Below are 16,603 nucleotides of genomic sequence, written 5' to 3' on the forward strand. Positions count from 1 at the left end.
GATCCCCGGCACTGGGGTCTCGGTCCACCCACCGTTGGCAGCGCCTTTTGGTTGTTCCATTCCCTCCCCTTCCGGTAAGTTGCAGAAAGGATCCGTCAACGGGAGAGGCGGCACACTCTTATGGAAGCCCGGATAACCCTGTTGGTGGACGGCACACCACGCACCTTGACGGTGGATACACGCACCACGGTCCTGGACGCGTTGCGGAACCTGCTGGGCGTCACCAGCCCCAAGAAAGGCTGTGACCACGGCCAGTGCGGGGCCTGCACCGTCCTGCTGGACGGACGCCGCGCCAACTCCTGCCTCACCTTGGCGGTGGCCCACGAGGGCGCTGACATCGTCACTGCGGAGGGCCTGGCCGGCGGTACGCCCGACGGCGGTCTGCACCCCGTCCAGCGGGCCTTCCTGGAGCAGGACGCGTTCCAGTGCGGCTACTGCACCCCCGGCCAGATCTGCTCAGCTGCAGGCATCATCGAAGAGGCCGCGGCCGGGCACCCCTCCTCCGCCACCGAAGACCTGCAGGCCGAGGGCGGGATTGAGCTCAGTGACGCGGAGATCCGCGAGCGCATGAGCGGGAACCTCTGCCGCTGCGGCGCCTACGTAAACATCGTGGCCGCAGTAAAGCAGGCCGCGGAGGCAGCCGCCGCCCGGCGAGGCGGCGTCCCCGATCCGGCGGAACCCGCCGTGGAGGATTCTCCCACTGCGGAATCCATGCCCTCCCACAGGGAGGAGCGGTCATGATTCCCTTCGACTACCGCCGCGCGGAGGACGCCGCCGCCGCCGTCGCCCTGGTCAGCGCCAACCCGGACGCCGCCTTCCTCGCCGGCGGCACCAACCTGGTGGACCGGATGAAGCTGGGCATTGCCGATCCGACACTGCTGGTGGACATCAGCCGGCTGCCGCTGAACACCGTGGACGTGCAGGAGGACGGACGGGTGCGGATCGGCACGAATGTCCGCAACGCGGACCTCGCGGCCAACACATTTGTCCGCAGCCGCTATCCGGCCCTGGCCCAGGCACTGCTTGCCGGCGCATCCGGGCAGCTGCGCAACCTTGCCACCACCGGCGGAAACCTGCTCCAGCGCACCCGCTGCGTGTACTTCCAAAACCCCACCACACCGTGCAACAAGCGCGAACCCGGCACCGGATGCTCCGCCGTCGACGGCTACACCCGCTACCACGCCATCCTCGGCGCGTCCGAGGAGTGCATAGCCACCCATCCTTCCGACATGGCTGTGGCCCTCGCTGCCCTTGACGCTTCGGTGGTGGTCCTGGGTCCGGCCGGGGAAAGGATTCTTCCGCTCAGCGAGTTCCACCGGCTGCCCGGCAACGAGCCGCAACGGGATACCGTGCTCGAGCACGGAGAGCTGATCACCGCCGTCGAGCTGCCCCCGGCACCCGCCCGCTCCGCCTACCGCAAGGTGCGGGACCGCGCGTCGTACGCCTTTGCCCTGGTCTCCGTGGCCGCGGCACTGGAACTGGAGGACGACGGAGCGGATCCACCGGTCATCCGCGACGTCCGCATTGCCCTGGGCGGGGTGGCGCACAAACCCTGGCGTGCGCTGCAGGCCGAGGCGGTGCTGCGCGGGGCGCCCGCCACGATCGCCGCCTTCCGTGCCGCGGCGGACGCCGAACTGGCCCAGGCGCGGCCGCTGAGGGGGAACGGCTTCAAGGTACCGATGGTCCGCAACACCATGGCCGCCGTCCTGCGGGACCTGGCCGGGCTGCCCGCACCGGACGCGGGCGCTGCGGGAACCGACCATCCGGAAGGTCCGGACGGCCCGGAAGATGCCGGCTGGGAGGAGCAAACCCCATGACCATGCCCGCCTCCGCCATTGGTACGCCGTTTGAACGGCTCGACGGCGAACTCAAGGTCACCGGTACCGCCCCGTACGCGTATGAGCAGCCGGTAGAGAACCCCGTCCACCTGTACCCCGTCCTCTCCACCATTGCACGCGGCCGGGTGGAGCGTGTGGACACCGCCGAAGCAGAGGCGCTGGACGGGGTCCTGACCGTGCTCACCGCTGAAACAGCGCCTCGTCTGGCGGACACCTCTGACCGCGAACTGGCCGTCCTGCAGGACACCCGCGTGGGCTACCGCGGGCAGATCGTGGCCGCTGTCCTGGCGGAAACCCCGGAAACCGCGCGGCAGGCGGCCGACTCCGTGAAGGTGACGTACGCAGCGGAGCCGTTTTCCGCCCAGCTGCGCGCTGATGACCCGGCGCTCTACGCGCCTGAGGAACTCAACGCCGGCACGCCCACGGACAGCAGCCAAGGCAACGCGGAGTCCGCCTTCGACACGGCAGCCCTGAAGATCGACCAAACCTATTCCACCCCGCCCGAACACAACAATCCGCTGGAACCGCACGTCACCGTGGCGCAGTGGGACGGCGCTACCCTGACCCTCTGGGACTCCACCCAAGGGGTGCATACGGTGAAGGGCACCCTGGCGCAGGTCCTGGGCCTTGACGAAGGCCAGGTGCGGGTGATCGCCCCGCACGTGGGCGGCGGCTTCGGGTCCAAGGGGATGCCGCACGTACACGTGGTGATGGCCGCCCTGGCCGCGCAGTGCACGGACGGGCGGGCGGTGAAATTCCCGGTCAGCCGCCAGCAGATGTATTCACTGACCAGCCATCGCACCCCCAGCATCCAGCACATCCGGCTTGGCGCCGCCGACGACGGCCGGCTCACCTCCATGTCCCTGGACATCGTGGAACACACCTCCCGGATCAAGGAATTCGCCGAGCAGACCCCTGCCCCGTTCCGGATGATGTACGCCGCCCCCAACCGGCGCACCACCACCCGCCTGGCGCCGCTGGATATCCCGGTGCCGTCCTGGATGCGGGCTCCCGGCGAGTGCCCCGGAATGTTCGGTCCCGAAGTGGCCATGGACGAACTCGCGGCCGCAGCGGGACTGGACCCGATTGAACTGCGCCGGCGCAATGAACCGGACACCGACCCGGAAACCGGCAAACCCTGGTCCAGCCGGCATCTGCTGGAGTGCTTCGAGCTGGGCGCGGAACGGTTCGGCTGGGACCGGCGGGTCACCCGGCCCCGGTCCGTGCAGGAGGACGGCTGGCTGGTGGGCATGGGCACCGCCAGCGCCGTTTATCCCTTTATGCGCCAGCCGTCCAACACCGCCCGGATCGGCTATGAGCAGGACGGGATCTACTCCGTGCAGATAGGCGCTGCGGACATCGGCACCGGATCCTGGACGGCGCTGACGCAAATAGCCGCCGACGCGCTGCGGGTGCCGGTGAACCGGATCCGCCTTGGAATCGGCGACACCCGTTTCCCGGTCGCCAGCGTGGCCGGCGGGTCCTCCGGCACGGCCAGCTGGGGCGGCACAATCATCGCCGCCGCCCGCGCATTCCGGGCGGACCACGGCGAGCACCCCTCCTCCGGCGCCGCCACCGAAGCGCAGCCGCCCGAAGACGCCGAAGCACAGGAGTTCGCCCTCTACTCCTTCGGCGCGCATTTCGCCGAGGTGCGCATCAATGCCGATACGGGGGAAATCCGGGTGCCCCGGATGCTCGGGGTTTTCTCCGCCGGACGGATCATCAACCCCCGCACGGCCCGGTCCCAGTTCCTCGGCGCCATGACCATGGGCCTGGGCATGGCGCTGCACGAGGCGGGCGTCATGGACCCGCGGTTCGGCATCTTCGTCAACCACGACCTGGCCGAATACCACATCCCCACCAACGCGGACGTGCTGGACATGGAGGCCCTGTGGATTGAGGACGACGACGAGCACGCCGGCCCGCTGGGCGCCCGGGGCATCGGGGAAATCGGGATTGTGGGCAGCGCGGCGGCCATCGCCAACGCCGCCTACAACGCCTCCGGCGTCCGGGTGCGGGACCTGCCCCTGACACCTGACAAGTTCCTGGCGTAACGAAGCGGTGCGTGGCGCCGCAGCCGGCCTGCGGTGTGCCAAACTGGCGCCCATGACTGCCGTGCGTCCCCTTCCCGCCGTCCTCGCGGGCCGGTTTGTCCGGCTTGAACCGTTGACCGCTGACCTGCTGCCCCAGCTGTACCGGGCCATTGCGGTGCCCGAGGTGTTTGCCGGCGGCTACGGCGGCGGCCCGGCGGGGCTCCGCGAGGATTTAGACGGGTTCACCGAGTGGGCGCGGACGTATTACCGGTGGAATGAACTGCCCTTTGCGGTCCGCCTTCTGGCCGGGACGGACGCCGGCACGGTGGTGGGCACCAGCAGCCTGGCCGATCTGGAGCTGCACACGGAATCGGCCCAACTGGGATGGACTGCCTATTCGCCTTCCGTCTGGGGCACCGCCGTGAACCCAGAGACCAAGCTCCTGCTGCTGGGACATGCCTTCGCGGCCGGATTAGGCCGCATCACCATTCAGGCGGACGCCCGCAACGAGCGGTCCCGGGCCGCCATCAGCGGGATCGGCGCGGCGTTCGAAGGCATCCGCCGCCGGGACCGGCGCCGCGCCGACGGCAGCTGGCGGGATACGGCCGTGTATTCGCTCCTTGCGGAGGAATGGCCGCAGGTCCGGGCGGGGCTCGAACAAAGGCTGGACCGGTTCGCCGGCCCAGCGGGTCGCGCCGCTGCCAAGAGCGCCCGGGAGTAGCATTTCCGCCACAGGAGCATTCCGGCGACGGCGCCGCGAATGAGATGAAACGGGGACAACAATCGTGAGCGCTAACTTCGGCGACTATCAGCTGGGCATTTACATGAACGGAGCACGGGGAACACTTCCCGGGCTGCCGATGGGCTTTGCCGCCACGGAGGAACTGGCGCAGACCGTCATGGATCCGCGGGTCCTGGGCTACGTGGCCGGCGGCGCCGGCGATGAACACACCCAGCGGGCCAATGTTGCAGCCTTCGAGCGGTTGGGCATCATGCCCCGGATGCTCGTGGGCGCGGCACAGCGGGACCTGGGCATCGACCTGTTCGGGCATCATCTGCCCTCACCCTTGTTCTTCGCGCCCGTGGGCGTGCTGGGCGCAGTGGCCGACGACGGCGACCTGGCCACCGCGGCGTCGTCGTCCGAGCTGGGCATACCGATGGTGGCTTCCACCCTCGCCTCCGCACCGCTGGAACAGGTCCGCGCAGCGGCCGGTGAAACACCCGGATTCTTCCAGCTCTACCCGCCCGCAGACCGGGAACTGGCCGAGAGCCTGGTGCACCGCGCCGAAGCAGCCGGTTACACGGGCATCGTGATCACCCTGGACACCTGGGTCAACGGCTGGCGTCCGCGCGACCTCAGCGCCGCCTACCTGCCGATGCTCTCCGGCCAGTGCCTGGCCAACTACCTCACGGACGACCGCTTCCGGAAGCTGCTGGCCGAGCAGGGCTCCGCCGATCCCGCCGCCGCCGTGATGCTGTGGGCATCCCTGTTCGGAAATCCCACCATGACCTGGGAGGACCTGGCGTGGTTCCGCTCCCTGACCAAGCTGCCGATCCTGCTCAAGGGCATCTGCTCCCCGGAGGACACCCGGCGCGCCCTGGACGGCGGGATGGACGGCATCTACTGCTCCAACCACGGCGGCCGCCAGGCCAACGGCGGCATCCCCGCCATCGACTGCCTGCCCGGCGTGGTGGAAGCGGCCGACGGCGCCCCGGTGCTGTTCGATTCAGGGGTGCGTTCCGGGGTGGACGCCCTGCGTGCACTGTCCCTGGGGGCCACCGCCGTGGGGATCGGCCGGCCGTACGTGTACGGGCTGGCCGTGGGCGGACAGGCCGGGGTAACGCATGTGATGCGCAGCCTGCTGGCTGAGGCGGACCTCACCATGGCCGTCAACGGCTACCCGGACCTCGCCTCGCTGAGGGGAGCCCTGCACCGGGCCTAGGGGGCCGGTGCAGCTGCTGGCCGCCGGGACGGTGCCGATGGCAGTTACCGCGGGCGGGGCTAACCCGCCTGCGGGAAACCGTCCCGCGGCCACCAGGAAGGCAGCAGGTTCCGCAGGGAGGCCAGCCAGGCTTCGGCGTCGTCGTCGTCGCTGATGACCCACTGCTCAAACCAGGAGGCGTAGGCGCCGCCCAAAAATCCCGCCGTGGCCTCCAGATTGATGTCCGGCAACACCTCGTGCGCCTGCCAGACGTGCAGTGCCAGGAGAATCCGCAACCGCAGGTCCTCGACGAGGACGCCCAGGAACGTCTCCGTATGGAACAGGGCCCGGTAGACGCGCTGCTCATCCTTGGTGTGCCGCAGGATCTGCCGGATGGACTCTACGTAAAGGTCCCCGATCTCCGCGACAGTCCGCCCGGTCCCGCGCTGGTCCAGGTCCACGGTGCCCAGCCGGTCCACCACGCCGGCGTATACGGAGGCGGCAAAGTCGAAAATGTTCCGGTAATGGCCGTAGAACGTGGTGCGGTGCACCCCTGCCTGGCGGCAGAGCGCCGACACGCTGATGTCTGCCAGTTCATGCTCCCGGAGCAGCTCCCAGAGGCCTGCTTCAAGCGCTTCGCGGGTGCGGGCAGTCCGGGGTTCTTCCGGGGAGTGCCGCCGTAGCGGCTTGGGGTCTTCCGGTGCTGGCATGAAATTAATCTTCGCAGATACACCGAAGGGCCCTGCCAAAGCAGGACCCTTCGATGCCGCGGCGCTGGGGGACGCCGCAAGCTTTTGTTGTGGAGCAGGCCTAGTAGTTGGCCAGTCCTGCGGTCTCGCCGCCGTCAACCACGAATTCCGCCCCGGAGGAGAAGCTGGAATCGTCGCTGGCCAGGAACAGGACCATCCGGGAGACCTCCTGCGCCTCGCCCATGCGGTGCAGGGCGACGTGGTTCATGGGGTTCTCCATGCCTTCCGTCATGGGCGTCTTGATGACGCCCGGGTGCACCGAGTTCACGCGGATGCCGTACTTGCCAAGGTCCAGAGCAGCAGACTTGCTCAGGCCGCGCACCGCGTACTTGGTGGCGGTGTAACCCGGCAGCTCCACGAAGCCCTGCAGGCCCGCTGTGGAGGAGATGTTGATGATGGATCCGCCCGCGGATTCCTTCAGTGCCGGGATGGCGGACTTGATGCCAAGGAACACGCCGTTGAGGTTGATGTTCACAATGGTGTTCCACTGCTCGAAGCTGTAATCCTCGATGTGCCCGAAGTTGGCGATCCCGGCGTTGTTGACCAGCACGTCCAGTCCGCCGAATTCGGTGACGGCGGTGTTTACCGCGGCGTCCCAGTCGGCAGCGTTGGTGACATCCAGGTGCACGTAGCGGGCGGCGTCACCAAGCTCTTCGGCCGTCTTCCGGCCATCCTCGTCGAGGATGTCGCCGATAACGACCTTGGCACCCTCAGCCACCAGCAGGCGTGCGTGCGAGGCGCCCATGCCGCGGGCCCCTCCGCTGATGAGGGCTACTTTGCCGCTTACGCGTCCCATGTCTTTCTCCTTCTAAGTGTTTCAATCCTGCCTTATTCAACACCTGTAGAAGAAATTTGCATTCCCGAATGAGACGAATGTGACTGACAGTACAGCCGGGGTTGGATGCCTCAAACGGCCGGGCGGGGGCCGCGGGGCGGCAGCGGAACCAGCGCCGAGGTCCGCTGCTGGTATCCGGCGTAGGCAGGGTAGCGGGCGCGGGAGATGCTCTCGGTGAAGGCGGTGGAACCGGCGAACAGCGCGCTCAACAGAAGCGGACCGGCCAGGGTCCAGTGCAGCCAGGAACCCGCGGCGGCAACGGCAAAACCGTAGAAGAGCCACCACTGGGCCTGTTCAAAGAAAAAATTGGGATGCCGGGAGAAGCGGAACAGGCCGGTCTGCAGAAAGCCGGGGCCCGATTCCTGTCCGGCGGCGCGCCGGGCTTTTTTCCATTGCTGGAAATTCCACTGCTGCTGGTCCGCGATGGTCTCCCCCGCGAGGGCGGCCAGGAACAGCACCGCCAGCACCCCGTCCCACCCGGTGAGCGGCCCGGGGTGCCGGTAGACGGTAAGGATCGGAAGGGTCATCAGCCAGATGATGAGGTTCTGGTAGATGCTGATGAACCCCAGGTTGAACAGCTGGAACTGCCAGGGCCGCAGCCGGCGGCGAAGGATGCCCCAGCGGTAGTCCTCTCCGCCCGGGGCATACCCGCCCTTGCGGGCGTAGTTGAAGGTCAGCCGGGCGCCCCACAGGGTCACCAGCGCCGCCATCAGCACCACACGGGCGGCTGCACCGGATGCCGCGGCAAACACCCACACATAGGCCACCGGGGTCAGCGACCAAATACGGTCTGTCCACGAGTATTCCCGCGTGGCCAGGGACAGCAGCCACGTGCCGGCGGTGCTGGCGGCGAAAATCCAGAGACAGACGCGTACCGGGTCCATAGGAGGAGGATACGCAGGGCGCTGCCCTTGGCGGGAGCCCTTCAGCCCATGAGCCGGTGCTCGTAGGCGAACGCCACCAGCTGGATCCGGGTGGCCAGGCCCAGCCGGTCCAGAATGCGGCGAATGTGCGTTTTGACCGTGGCCTCGGAGAGGAACACACTGGCGGCTATGTCCGCGTTGCTGAGGCCTTTGGCCACCAGCACAAACACGTCCTTCTCCCGCGCCGACAGCTCGGCGATGGCTGCCAGGTCCGGTTCCGGCGGGTCAGCGCTGCGGGTCAGGTGCGCAAACAGGTCATGTGCGGAACCCGGCGCCACTACTGAATAGCCTGCATACACCGTGCGGATGGCCGAGAGCAGGAACTCCGGTTCGGCGCTTTTGAGCAGGTAACCGCTGGCGCCGGCGCGGATCACTTCCACCACTGCCTGGTCCCGGTTGAAGGTGGTCAGTGCAATCACCTTGGGCCGGTCCCGGCCGGCTGCGTCGGCGTCAGCCATGATCCGCCGGGTGGCAGTAATCCCGTCCACCACCGGCATCCGCAGATCCATCAGCATCACGTCCGGACGGGCTGTTTCAGCCAGTTCCACTGCTTCCATCCCGTCACCGGCGCCGCCGCAGTAGGCGAGGTCGGGCTGCGAGCGCACCAGCATCTGGATTCCCGCACGGAACAGCGGCTGGTCATCCACCAGGGCCACGCGGATCGGTTCCTCCGCAGCACCTCCGCCCGGTTCACTCATCTGCGCCTACCAGTTCCGCGGCATAAATCTCAGCGCCCGGTGCGCTCAGCGCCAATCCGTAGGGCAGGAACGCGCTCACCCGGAAGCTTTCCCCGTCCGGGCCGGCCGTGAGCCAGCCGCCGGCCAGGTGGGCACGTTCGCGCATGCCGGCAATACCGCGACCGGTGCCGGCCGTCGTCGCGCTTGAGTCGCTCCCGGCCGACGACGCCGCGCGGCCGGGATAGGAGGCGATCTGCAGGGAAAGCCCTGGACCACTCCAGTCCAGGTGCACCGTAACGCGCGTTCCGGATCCGCCGTGGCGCAGGGCGTTGGTGAGGGATTCCTGCACAATCCGGAACACCGCCAGCTGCTGCCCCTCGGGCAGGTCCACCGGCGACCCGGACTCGGTGCGTTCCACCTGCAGGCTGTTGCCCTGCTGCTCGAGAAGTTCGTCAATATCCGCCAGCCGGGGCTGGGGCAACGCGGAACCGCCGTCGCCCACCCCTTCAATCACCCGCTGGGCATCGGTCAGGGCGCGGCGCGCAGAGGAGGCAATGTTCTCCAAAGCGTCCAGCACCGGCTGGGGCTGGTTCTTCCCCAGGTAGCGCGAACCGTCGGCCTGCGCGGCGATGACAGCCAGGGAGTGCGCCAGCACGTCGTGCAGGTCGCGGGAAATACGGGTCCGCTCCTGTTCCACGATCAGGTCCACTTCGGTGGCCTTCAGGCTGTCCACTGCTGCAGTCCGTTCGGCGGACAGGGTCCGGCGCTCTTCCCAGCTGCGCAGGGCATGGCCGGCAAGCCAGGCCGCAGCGAAAATCACCAGCAGGAACGAGGAATAAAGTATCCAGAAATCCCGCATCGTGTACCAAGAGGCCCCGTAAACCGGCAGCCAGCCGACACCGCCCGAGTAACTTCTGTTCAGCATCAGATATGACATGGCACCGGCAAGGAAAGGCGCTGCCGCAATTCCTGCCACCCGCGGCCATTTGCCACCCGACAGCGCCACGAAAAAGAGCACAATCCCCGAACCGAGGTAAATGGGCCAGCTATTGGGCTCCAATGGCGGCACAGCCCTGAGGAACTGCGCGGCGAGGACCAGAACGGGGATGAGGAGCGCGGCGTACGCCACCCGTGACGCAAGCCCGATGGCCAAGGTAAAGGCCAGCAGCGGGAATGCCCCGCCCCAGGTGGCGAAATCGCCACCCATCCGGCCTGCCTCCCCGATGATCCAGAGCACCAAAAATACTGCGGCAGCCGCTGGGGCACCCCAGATACGCGTGTAATTCAGCAATTGAGTCATGGCACCGAAGCTATCCCGCCCCCAAACGACTTTCGGTTGAAAACGCAGTCTTTCATCCCGGCGGCTGGGAATCCTGTCCATTTGGATGGTTTCGCTTTATCGAATTACACCGTCATAGAATCCCCCAATGGCAACCCTGATTACTCCCGATGCCCGTTTCCGGAACAGCTGGCTGGCCGCCGCCGAAGAATTCGGCGGCGAGAACATGGACGGTTCCGGTGTGTACGGCGAGAACCGGCTCGAGCGCGTCCGCACGGAAATTTCCGGGGATTTTGCGGCCTTCGTCGACGGGCTGGTGGCAGACCGGCTGCCGGAAACACCCCGTCCGCCGGAATTCGTCGCCTGCACCTACCTCTGGCTGGTGGAAGGTGAGGAATTCCTCGGTTCCCTCGCCATCCGGCACATCTTGAATGACTTCCTCTTCGAGCTGGGCGGCCACATCGGCTACAGCATCCGTCCCTCGGCCCGGCGGCAGGGCCACGCAACCCGCGCCCTGCATGATGCCCTGCCGGTGGCCCGCGGGCTGGGCATCTCACCCGTGCTGGTCACCTGTGCCGAGGACAACGCCGGTTCCCGGGCCGTTATCGAGAAGAACGGCGGCGTTTACGAGGACAGCCGGGAAGGCACTCGCCGGTACTGGATCGACCCGGCGTAGCGCTGCTCCGCTCCGGGTACCTCCCCTGCCTCAGAAGCCCGGAGCGAAACCAGGAGAATACTCGCCGCCGGTTGCTGTGCCGGCGTCCTCCGCTCCGTCCAGAGTGCCCTCAGTCCCGCCGGTGTAGGCCGTGTAGGCAGCACCGGCGCTGATATCCGCCGCGGAGTAAATAACGCTGGCCGTGTCCTTCAGCGCAGTGAAAGATGCCACCACCGTGCCGTCGGCAGCCGCAATCCTGATCAGGGTTTCCGCGGCCACGGTGGAACCAAAGGTGAACTGCACCCCGGACTGTGACGACGTATCGGAAGGCGCCTGGGCCATGCCGGCACTTCCCCCGGCCAGGAGCGTCCCGCCGTCCACGGTGAGGCTGCCGTTCACATCCAGGGCCCCGTTACCGTTGCTGGTGGGTCCGTGCACCACCACGGTTCCGCCGCTGATGGTGGCCGTTCCGTTCGAATCCAGGCCGTCGCCGTCGGCGTTTGCGGTAACCGTGCCGCCGGTGATGACGATGGAGTAGTCCCCCACTTCCATCTCGCCGCCGCCGGGGCCCAGAGGGCCTTCCGCCGGAAATTCTCCGGACGGCGGCACCGGGCCGGGCGCCATGCCGCCTTCAGGCGTTGCCGGCGGTTCCGGCATGGACCCTTCGCCGCCGGCCGGCCCGGCAACACCGCCGCCTACGTCTCCGCCTCCGGTTTCTGCGCTTGCGCTGCTGCCGCCCGCGGCGTTGATGCCGTCGTCGCTGGCCGTAACGTCAACGCTGCCGCCGTTGATGGCGATGTGCGCCGCTTCCATGCCCTCTGCGGACTCCGACACCGTGACGGCCCCGCCGTTGACGGTGAGCAGGGTTTCGGCCTTGACCCCGTCGTCTCCCGAGGAGACCGCCAGCTCGCCGCCGTAAATGCTGAACCAGCCCCGGTCCGCGTCTTCGTCGTTGGTGGACTTCACGCCGTCGCCGGCGGCCGTGACGGCGTAGCGGCCGCCTGCCAGCACCACGTAGTCCTTGCCCTTGATGCCGTTGCCCGCGGCGTTGACCGTGACGCCGCCGCCGGCAAGGACCAGGCCGTCCTTGGACACGATGCCGTCCGCGGCATTGCCCTCCACAGCCAGAGTGCCCCTACCGGCAATGGTCAGGTCCTCCATGGAATACAGCGCGGCATCGGGTGCATCATCGGCGGTGTCCGCATAGGTAGCAGCGTCACGCAGAGTGTTGCTGGTGCCGTCTTCCAGGTACACCATCACCTCGTTGGCGGAGGTGATGACAAATGGCGAGCCGGAGCTGCTGGTTAGGTCAACGCCGTCGAGGATGACGCGGACCAGGTCTTCCTTCCCGGCGGCAACCACCACCTGCCCGTCCGCGAGCGAGCCGGACAACCGGTAGGTACCTGCCGCGGCGAGGGTGACCGTGCCTCCGTCCACCTCCACGCCGCTTCGCGCCTCGGCGCCACCGAGCGCCACCGGAACCTCATCCGCGGCATCCCAGATGAGGTCGTCGTCGTCATAGTGGGTCTCTTCGGCAATATCCCCAGCGCTTACTGTGGGGCCGAAGGCTGACGGTGCCGCTTCCGCGGCTGCGGTGGCATCAGAGCCTGCCGGCACGGAACCGGAGCAGCCGGCTAGGAAAGTGACCAGGGCAAAGGCTGCCACTGAAGTGGTGACGGAACGGCGGTGCATGTGTGTCCTTTTACATTCGGGAAGCGGGTTGGGCGGGATCCGGCAGCGGCTGCAGGGTCATGGCGCGGGTGAGGGTGCGGTGCCATCGGTTGGCCGGCAGTGATGGATCCAGGGCAGCCATCCCGGTGGCGAACTTTGAGATGCGGCAGGCACGGATGCCGCGGGCCCACAGATCGCGGTCCAATGGGCCGGCGGTGCGCCCGGATTTCGTTTCCAGGATGACGGCGCCGTCCAGAACCCGGGCCGTGCCGTCGGGACGCCGCCAAGTGACACCCAGATCCACGGTGGCCCGGCTGCAGGAATCGGGAAAGAACAAGGTGATGCGGTCATAACCGGTTTCAATGACCGGCAGCAGCGGCCCGGCGGGCACGGCGCCAATGGCCGCCTGCAGCGTTTCGGAAATGTAGGCACGGCCGGCGGGTGTGATCCTGTGGCGGTCTCCGGGAGAATAAGGGACCCGGTCCTTGACGGTGGCCGAGCGGGCCCCTTCGGTCTTCACTTCAAGGAAGCTGAGCCCGCTGTCGACATAGGTGCGGGTGCGGATTTTGTACCGCCTGCGCCGGCCGTGCGCCGCCAGCAGGTAACTGTCCAGTCCCGAGGTGTCGAAGTAGACGGATTCATAGGTGAACGCCCGCCGGCCCAGCATCTGGAGCACATGGAACCTGGCCGGCAGGGCCCGCAGGACCTCGGCCGCCTGCTGGCCGCCGAGAACATACTTGCGGTCAACACGGGTCTGCAGCGCAGCTGAGGCGTTCATCTCCTCGAGGGAGACCGGGGACCGGCTGCGCAGGCTCTCCGTCAGGATTGCTGCAGTATTCACGAGACCGCCGGGACAGCTCCGGAGGAAACCGCAGCACCGGAGGGCACAGACGCCGGCGATGTTGCCGGCACTGCCGCGGCGGCGGTGACGGTGCCCGCTGGCGGTTCGCCCGGCAGCCCGGCCTCCTGCAGCGCCGCGGTGTGCCGGGGGGCGACTTCCCCGGTGCCGGCGGACCGACGGCCGGCCTCGTACCGGACCTCCACGATAGTCCGGTCATTAACGAGGTCCAGCTCCAGGACCGTGGCGGAGTGAATCCGGGCACCCAGCACTTCGGCCAGCCGCCGGTAAAGCAGTGCTTCATCGGCGATGCCCTGGTCCAGGACAACGTTCTGGTGCCGGTAGGCGGACAGGACCCGGGAATGGTCCACGGCCGCCATGACCCCCAGGATGAGGGCGAGCAGTGCCAGGGGCAGCCAGAGCGGCTCCGAGCCCAGCCCGGCGATGAGGCCGATGGCCAGCGCCGAGAAGTAATAGGCCACCTCATGCTGGGCCAGTTCCGTGGACCGCAGCCGGATGATGGACAACACACCGAACAGTCCCAGTCCCAGTCCTATGCCTGCAGTGGAGCCGGCAAGCATGGTCGCGACTGCAAAGACTCCCACGTTCATTCCAACGTAGGAGACCACAAGGTCGCGGCGGCGGTGCCTGCGCAGGTAGAGGCCAAAGGTCAGCACGGCAATGGCTGCGAGGTCAGCGGCGATAAGGATCAGAAGGTTCACGTATTGCTCTCCAAACGGTGGCGCGGGTTCACCTTCCACTGTGCCCCGCCAGGCTTTGCCGAAGCTGTGCCGGGCCTGCGCTGCACATTTGAGCCTGGAACGGGCCGCCCGGCGGGGGCTCAGGCGCTGCTGCCGCCGCTTCCAGGCAAGGGGAAGTCCACCGTGAACTGGGTGTGTCCGGGCCTGCTTTCGACGTTGATGGTCCCCCCGTTGGCGGCCACGAGCGCCTGCACAATGGCCAGGCCCAGGCCGCTGCTCCCGGAGCCGCCGGTTCCGGTGCGGGCGGAATCAGCCTTGCTGAACCGGGAGAAAAGCGAATCCATGAATTCGGGATCAATGCCCTGGCCGTTGTCGGTCACGGTGACCGTCGCCTTCCCCGCGTCCGCCTGCAACACGATCTCCACCCGGGTTCCGGGCGGTGTGTGCTTGTGCGCATTCGAGAGCAGGTTGATCAGCACCTGCCGCAGCTCGGACTCGACGGCGTCAACGATGACCGGCTCGTCCGGCAGCTGAAGGGTCCACTGGTCCTCCGGTGCCGACACTTGCGCGTCACTGGTGGCTTCGACCACCAGCTCCGTGAGGTCGACGTCGGAACGCTCGCCGCGCTGGCCTTCATCCAGCCGGGCCAGCAGCAACAGATTTTCCACCAGCACCGACATGCGTTTGGACTCGCTGTCCACCCGTTCCAGGGCCGACCTGCCGGACGCGCTGACCTCTTCACCGAGCAGGACCAGTTCCGTGTAGCCCCGGATGGAGGTCAGCGGCGTGCGGAGCTCGTGGCTGGCATCGGCAACAAACTGGCGCACCTTCATTTCGCTGGCCTGCCTGGCCCGCAGCGCCTGCGTGACGTGGTCAATCATGCCGTTCAGCGCAAGTCCCACTGTGCCCACTTCGGATCCGGGCCCGGCGGCCGACGGTGGCACCCGAACCGGTATTTCCACCTCGCCTGAGGCCAACGGCAGTTTTGACACTGAAGTGGCGACGGCGGCGAGCTGGTCCAGGGGGCGCAGTGAGCGCCGGATAATCACGGTTCCGGCCACACCGGTCACGAGCAGGCCCGCGAGGGACAGCACGACCATGGTGATGTTCAGGGAAGCCAGGGTGCTGTCCCGCTGGGCCGTGGAAAAGCCCGTCACCAGTACGGCGTTGCCCATAGGTGACCCGGATGGCGCGGAAAAAGCATCCACCCGGTAGTCGCCGGCCGACAGGGCGAGGTCCTCGGGTCCCTCGTCCGGGTTGACCGCGGCTAGTTTTTCCAAGTCCTCCTCTTTCAGCAGCTCGGCAACTCCGTCCTCGAGCACCAGCGTCGGCCGGCGCGGCTCCCCGTCCACAAACAGGGCATTCAAGGCACCGGGGCGCATCGGACCGGCGCCGTCCGGGAAGGGCTCCTCAGTGGCGGTGCCGGCACCGTCCGGAGCGGGCGCCTCAGTGCCCGGGTCCTCCGGCAGCTGGGCGTCACCGAGGGGAAGCCCGGGACGGAATCCCGCCCGGCCTGCGGACCGCTCCAACCCGTCGTCGAGCACCGATGTGAGGTACTGGCTCATGACCAAATGGCTGAACACGCCGATGGCCGCGCAGATGGCAGTCAGGAGCGCCAGGGTGGCGAGGATGAGCTTGGTGCGCAGGGGATGGCTGCGCAGGACCCGCGCCTTCCCGGACCGGGCACCGGATGTGCTCACGCGGCCGGCTTAAGGACATACCCCGCGCCGCGCACGGTATGGATCATGGGCGGGCGGCCAACATCGATCTTTTTGCGCAGGTAGGAAATGTACAGTTCCACAATGTTGGCCTGGCCCCCGAAATCGTAATTCCAGACGTTGGCCAGGATCTGGGCTTTGCTCAGGACCCGCTTCGGGTTCTCCATAAGGTACCGCAGCAGTTCCCATTGGGTATTGGTCAGGGAGATGTCCTCCCCGCCGCGCGAGACTTCCCGCGTCTCCAGATTCAGCACCAGGTCACCGACCACCAGTTCGGCGGAGTCCGACGCCGCCACCCCCGAGCGCTGCACCAACCGGTGCAGGCGGAGCATCAGTTCCTCCATGCTGAACGGCTTGGTGACATAGTCATCCCCACCGGCGGCCAGACCGGAGATGCGGTCTTCAACGGCATCCTTGGCGGTGAGGAACAGGGCCGGAACGTCGGGGGAAAACGAGCGGATCTTCTGCAGGGCCGCAAGCCCGTCCAGTCCCGGCATCATCACGTCCAGCACCAGGACATCCGGGCGGAACTCGCGGGCGGCCGCAACGGCCCGGTGCCCGTCCGGCGCCGTCAGCACGGTCCAGCCCAGCATGCGCAGGCCCATGCCCACCAGCTCCGCCAGGCTCGTCTCGTCGTCCACCACCAGCGCCCGGATGGGACTGCCGTCCGGATGCGCCAGACGCGGTAGATTGCCCGCGGGGGACTGTGTGGAAGGCTCTGCCATGGGTTGAGTCCTTTGATTCAGGTGCCTTGAAGGGCCCGG

16 protein-coding genes are annotated in these 16,603 nt (G+C 67.5%); 6 read left to right on the forward strand and 10 right to left on the reverse strand.

All coding sequences use genetic code 11. The annotated features are described in order from the left end of the window. Positions 1-120 precede the first annotated feature (120 nt). The 5 genes from LJ754_RS05240 to LJ754_RS05260 all read left to right on the forward strand — a co-directional run bounded on the left by LJ754_RS05240 (position 121) and on the right by LJ754_RS05260 (position 5,814). Complete coding sequence (locus LJ754_RS05240; protein ID WP_227912147.1) at positions 121-741, forward strand: 2Fe-2S iron-sulfur cluster-binding protein; 621 nt, start codon at positions 121-123, stop codon at positions 739-741. Next, the gene (locus tag LJ754_RS05245) at positions 738-1,817 is read left to right on the forward strand and encodes an FAD binding domain-containing protein (protein WP_227925833.1); all 1,080 of its coding nucleotides are present in this window, start codon (positions 738-740) and stop codon (positions 1,815-1,817) included. The genes LJ754_RS05240 and LJ754_RS05245 overlap by 4 nt, the downstream gene beginning before the upstream one ends. After that, entirely contained in the window at positions 1,814-3,892 is a 2,079-nt protein-coding gene (locus LJ754_RS05250; RefSeq protein ID WP_227925834.1) for a xanthine dehydrogenase family protein molybdopterin-binding subunit, read from the forward strand. The genes LJ754_RS05245 and LJ754_RS05250 overlap by 4 nt, the downstream gene beginning before the upstream one ends. A 52-nt stretch (positions 3,893-3,944) precedes the next feature. After that, complete coding sequence (locus LJ754_RS05255; protein WP_227925835.1) at positions 3,945-4,592, forward strand: GNAT family N-acetyltransferase; 648 nt, start codon at positions 3,945-3,947, stop codon at positions 4,590-4,592. Positions 4,593-4,656: 64 nt separating this feature from the next. Next, a complete protein-coding gene (locus LJ754_RS05260; protein WP_227925836.1) occupies positions 4,657-5,814 on the forward strand; it encodes an alpha-hydroxy-acid oxidizing protein in 1,158 nt (385 codons plus the stop codon). A 59-nt stretch (positions 5,815-5,873) separates the two neighbouring features. Here the strand turns inward: LJ754_RS05260 and LJ754_RS05265 are convergent, their stop codons facing one another. From LJ754_RS05265 to LJ754_RS05285, 5 genes are all read right to left on the reverse strand, one after another. Further along, entirely contained in the window at positions 5,874-6,503 is a 630-nt protein-coding gene (locus LJ754_RS05265) for a TetR/AcrR family transcriptional regulator (RefSeq protein ID WP_227925837.1), read from the reverse strand. Positions 6,504-6,603: 100 nt separating this feature from the next. Next, entirely contained in the window at positions 6,604-7,338 is a 735-nt protein-coding gene (locus LJ754_RS05270; RefSeq protein ID WP_227925838.1) for a glucose 1-dehydrogenase, read from the reverse strand. 110 nt (positions 7,339-7,448) lie between these two features. Continuing rightward, positions 7,449-8,261, reverse strand: coding sequence for a DUF1295 domain-containing protein (locus LJ754_RS05275; RefSeq protein WP_227925839.1), 813 nt, complete (start codon positions 8,259-8,261; stop codon positions 7,449-7,451). Between the two features lie 41 nt (positions 8,262-8,302). Continuing rightward, complete coding sequence (locus LJ754_RS05280; RefSeq protein ID WP_227912155.1) at positions 8,303-8,998, reverse strand: response regulator; 696 nt, start codon at positions 8,996-8,998, stop codon at positions 8,303-8,305. Further along, positions 8,991-10,277, reverse strand: a complete 1,287-nt coding sequence (locus tag LJ754_RS05285) for a sensor histidine kinase (protein ID WP_227925840.1) — start codon at positions 10,275-10,277, stop codon at positions 8,991-8,993. The genes LJ754_RS05280 and LJ754_RS05285 overlap by 8 nt, the downstream gene beginning before the upstream one ends. Before the next feature lie 127 nt (positions 10,278-10,404). On the opposite strand from LJ754_RS05285, the gene LJ754_RS05290 reads away from it, so the two are divergent. Then, positions 10,405-10,932, forward strand: coding sequence for a GNAT family N-acetyltransferase (locus LJ754_RS05290; RefSeq protein WP_227925841.1), 528 nt, complete (start codon positions 10,405-10,407; stop codon positions 10,930-10,932). Between the two features lie 30 nt (positions 10,933-10,962). Here the strand turns inward: LJ754_RS05290 and LJ754_RS05295 are convergent, their stop codons facing one another. The 5 genes from LJ754_RS05295 to LJ754_RS05315 form a co-directional block, all read right to left on the reverse strand. Then, positions 10,963-12,603, reverse strand: coding sequence for a carbohydrate-binding domain-containing protein (locus LJ754_RS05295; protein ID WP_227925842.1), 1,641 nt, complete (start codon positions 12,601-12,603; stop codon positions 10,963-10,965). 10 nt (positions 12,604-12,613) lie between these two features. Beyond that, positions 12,614-13,423, reverse strand: coding sequence for a polyphosphate polymerase domain-containing protein (locus LJ754_RS05300; protein WP_331461509.1), 810 nt, complete (start codon positions 13,421-13,423; stop codon positions 12,614-12,616). After that, positions 13,420-14,142 (reverse strand): DUF4956 domain-containing protein, encoded by a 723-nt coding sequence (locus LJ754_RS05305; protein WP_227925843.1) that lies wholly within the window; start codon positions 14,140-14,142, stop codon positions 13,420-13,422. Before LJ754_RS05305 ends, LJ754_RS05300 begins: the two co-directional genes overlap by 4 nt. A gap of 119 nt (positions 14,143-14,261) precedes the next feature. Beyond that, positions 14,262-15,821 (reverse strand): HAMP domain-containing sensor histidine kinase, encoded by a 1,560-nt coding sequence (locus LJ754_RS05310; RefSeq protein ID WP_227925844.1) that lies wholly within the window; start codon positions 15,819-15,821, stop codon positions 14,262-14,264. After that, positions 15,818-16,564 (reverse strand): response regulator transcription factor, encoded by a 747-nt coding sequence (locus tag LJ754_RS05315; RefSeq protein WP_227925845.1) that lies wholly within the window; start codon positions 16,562-16,564, stop codon positions 15,818-15,820. The genes LJ754_RS05310 and LJ754_RS05315 overlap by 4 nt, the downstream gene beginning before the upstream one ends. Between the last annotated feature and the right edge of the window lie 39 nt (positions 16,565-16,603).

The sequence above is a fragment of the Arthrobacter sp. zg-Y40 genome, assembly GCF_020731535.1.
GTDB lineage: Bacteria > Actinomycetota > Actinomycetes > Actinomycetales > Micrococcaceae > Arthrobacter_B.

Coding starts and splice junctions, on each gene's coding strand:
- LJ754_RS05275 (WP_227925839.1), bottom strand. CDS start 8,261: ATGGACCCGGTACGCGTCTGTCTCTGGATTTTCGCCGCCAGCACCGCC.
- LJ754_RS05270 (WP_227925838.1), bottom strand. CDS start 7,338: ATGGGACGCGTAAGCGGCAAAGTAGCCCTCATCAGCGGAGGGGCCCGC.
- LJ754_RS05245 (WP_227925833.1), top strand. CDS start 738: ATGATTCCCTTCGACTACCGCCGCGCGGAGGACGCCGCCGCCGCCGTC.
- LJ754_RS05295 (WP_227925842.1), bottom strand. CDS start 12,603: ATGCACCGCCGTTCCGTCACCACTTCAGTGGCAGCCTTTGCCCTGGTC.
- LJ754_RS05255 (WP_227925835.1), top strand. CDS start 3,945: ATGACTGCCGTGCGTCCCCTTCCCGCCGTCCTCGCGGGCCGGTTTGTC.
- LJ754_RS05290 (WP_227925841.1), top strand. CDS start 10,405: ATGGCAACCCTGATTACTCCCGATGCCCGTTTCCGGAACAGCTGGCTG.
- LJ754_RS05240 (WP_227912147.1), top strand. CDS start 121: ATGGAAGCCCGGATAACCCTGTTGGTGGACGGCACACCACGCACCTTG.
- LJ754_RS05265 (WP_227925837.1), bottom strand. CDS start 6,503: ATGCCAGCACCGGAAGACCCCAAGCCGCTACGGCGGCACTCCCCGGAA.
- LJ754_RS05285 (WP_227925840.1), bottom strand. CDS start 10,277: ATGACTCAATTGCTGAATTACACGCGTATCTGGGGTGCCCCAGCGGCT.
- LJ754_RS05280 (WP_227912155.1), bottom strand. CDS start 8,998: ATGAGTGAACCGGGCGGAGGTGCTGCGGAGGAACCGATCCGCGTGGCC.
- LJ754_RS05315 (WP_227925845.1), bottom strand. CDS start 16,564: ATGGCAGAGCCTTCCACACAGTCCCCCGCGGGCAATCTACCGCGTCTG.
- LJ754_RS05250 (WP_227925834.1), top strand. CDS start 1,814: ATGACCATGCCCGCCTCCGCCATTGGTACGCCGTTTGAACGGCTCGAC.